This is a genomic window from Hyalangium sp. (assembly GCF_045802625.1).
Classification (GTDB): Bacteria; Myxococcota; Myxococcia; order Myxococcales; family Myxococcaceae; genus Hyalangium.
Genome location: NZ_JBJMQP010000227.1, coordinates 1 through 2,233, shown reverse-complemented (window position 1 = coordinate 2,233; position 2,233 = coordinate 1). Strand labels below are relative to the sequence as shown.

General features: G+C 63.2%; 2 protein-coding genes. Both read right to left on the bottom strand.

Translation table 11 applies throughout. The features are described from left to right. Positions 1 to 122 precede the first annotated feature (122 nt). A complete protein-coding gene (locus ACJ8AT_RS35695) occupies positions 123 to 686 on the bottom strand; it encodes an imm11 family protein (protein ID WP_407742439.1) in 564 nt (187 codons plus the stop codon). A gap of 15 nt (positions 687 to 701) precedes the next feature. Further along, on the bottom strand, positions 702 to 1,967 hold the full coding sequence (locus ACJ8AT_RS35690) for an AHH domain-containing protein (RefSeq protein ID WP_407742440.1): 1,266 nt from the start codon (positions 1,965 to 1,967) through the stop codon (positions 702 to 704). Positions 1,968 to 2,233: the final 266 nt, after the last annotated feature.

Sequence of the window (2,233 nt, the reverse complement as noted above, 5' to 3'; positions counted from 1 at the left end):
TGAGGACTGCGAGGGACCATGCCCCAACATGAGATTGCCCCGATTCAGTGGACAGTGGGGTTATGCTCCACGAGCCCTCAGCGCTCACAGCACGTAGCGCACAGACCTGCGGCGGGAGGTGGCTACACCTCGGTGAATTTTGTTCCCGTCGCGCCCATGCGCTCTAACGCGTTCTTGATCTCCTCAGCGACGATCAGTGTCCCGGACCACCCCTCGGGACGAAACACCTTGGCGCCGCCCACCTTGGTCACGTCGATGCGCAGATCATCTACGGCCCAGTACGTCCCTACCTTGTCGGGCGCTCCATCCTCTGGAGTCCAGAACTGCACCTTGGACGCTTTCTCGTCAATGCAACGGATGAGACGTGTTGCCACAAGGACAAGGTATTGATCCGGTTGGCCCTCAATCTCTGCGGGGATCAACTGCACATCGCTAGGGGCCAACTCCGACAGCATGGAAGCGACTCTGACGTGGACAACGGGAATCCTGATTCCCGCCTCGGAGAAGTCCAGCGGCCTGCCCGCGATCTCGACGGGAATACGCAACCGGCCATCCACGTGCACGGGTGTTCCTCGTTTGAAGTCCCAGTCGAACACCCTCTGTCCCTGACTGTCGATGGGCGTATCTAGGTGCCAGCGGTTGGGGATGTAAACGTCGTCAGCGAGATCAAAGAAGCGCCCTGGCATGGGGAGGTTCTAGCGTCATTTCCCCTGGGTGACGAGACGGTTTAGTTCAGTGCCCGGCGTGGCGATTTCGCGGGCTAGTTTCTTGAGCGCGTCCGTGAGCTTCACTCGGCATTCCCCCAGGGTCCGGCAGGCTCCGAGCGCCTCGTCCAAACGCCTGTAGATGATCTCATGGTACCGCTGCGGGTGCGGCCCCTTGTGCCCCTTGATGGGCACGATGTTTTCTTCGTCCGACAGCCGCATTCCCGCCCTCGCAAATTGCCTCTTGAATCGAGGGGTCCACGGGCCACCACGCAAGGTCGAGATCTCGTTCTCGATCGTTCCGATGTGGTGATCCTCAACGCGATTGCGGCGCCCGCCGCTCGCCGCCATGGCCACCGCGCCCGGGGCCAGCGCCATGCTGAAACCGTCCTCCGTCACGGCCACCGATTCCACCGCGCCCACTTCGGACAGCAGGATCCCTTCCTGCTCCGCCGCGTGGAGCGACACTTCCGCAGAACCGGGGAGCGTCGCCACCTGTTCCGCGAACCCTTTCGCCGTGTGCGTGAGCAGCGCCATCACGATCATGGCGAAGGCTTGCGCCGCTTCACGTGAGAACAGTCGGCCGAACTTCTCGCCCGCTTCGCGGATCTGGTCGAAGGTGGTGGCGACCTTCATCTCTTCCATCAACTCGAACCAGCCTTTCACGAGGTTGTAGAGGGTGAAGGCGCCGACCCACAGCACGAGCGCCGCGGTAGCCCACGCAGCGACAAACTTGGTCACGGGCTCGGGCATCGCGAGCAGGACAAGAAGCGTCACCACGGTTCCGACCGCTGCTTGCAGGACGGCCCGCATGCTCACCATGTCGCCTAGCGCCTGCTGGAACTCCTCCAGAACGGGGCTCTTGCTCAAGGCCATGGCGAGCATGTACCGGCCTTGCATGTCCAGGTACTTGCCCCCCACGAGCGCGCCCAGGCAATCGCCCTCCACCCCCTGGGCACTGCGACACCATGCCTTGTAACGGCTGACGAGCTTCTGTTCCCCTTCCGTCAACGCCCCTTCCAGGGACATGCCCGACTCCAGCGGGACGAGCTTTCGCTCTCGCAGCAGGTAGAGGTAATCCCCATAGAGCGCGTCGAGTTGAAACAGTTGTTCCACTGTCTGCCGGGGTGAGCCCGTCAAGCGCACCTCGCGCGCCAGTCTCCGGATCGCCTCGGTGACTTGCTCCGGTGGCACCTCCACCGGCTCCGTCGTGGCGGCGCGGGGGAAGTAGATCAGCGTTTCTCCCTCTGCTCCCGAGTCCACCCGGATCAATGGCTGGGCGGTAGTGCACCCCACCAACACGGCAAGGAACAGCGCTTCGGCCTTCCAGAGAATTCGCCAGAGTATGGGGCCCCCCTTTGTGTGAGCAGGGGAGCAGGTTAGGAGGCTGCTACCCCGCAGAGGAGGATTTGCCGGGTGGTGTTCGCGCTGGGAACCCACGGGCTCTGCGGGCAGGCGGATCCGCTCCAAATCCTGCTCGAATGTGGTGCCTTGCTCGCGCCACGAGGAGCGCGTCCGACGTGCCCGCG

Excerpts from the sequence above, each read along its gene's own strand:
- ACJ8AT_RS35695 (WP_407742439.1), bottom strand. The coding sequence starts at position 686 with ATGCCAGGGCGCTTCTTTGATCTCGCTGACGACGTTTACATCCCCAAC.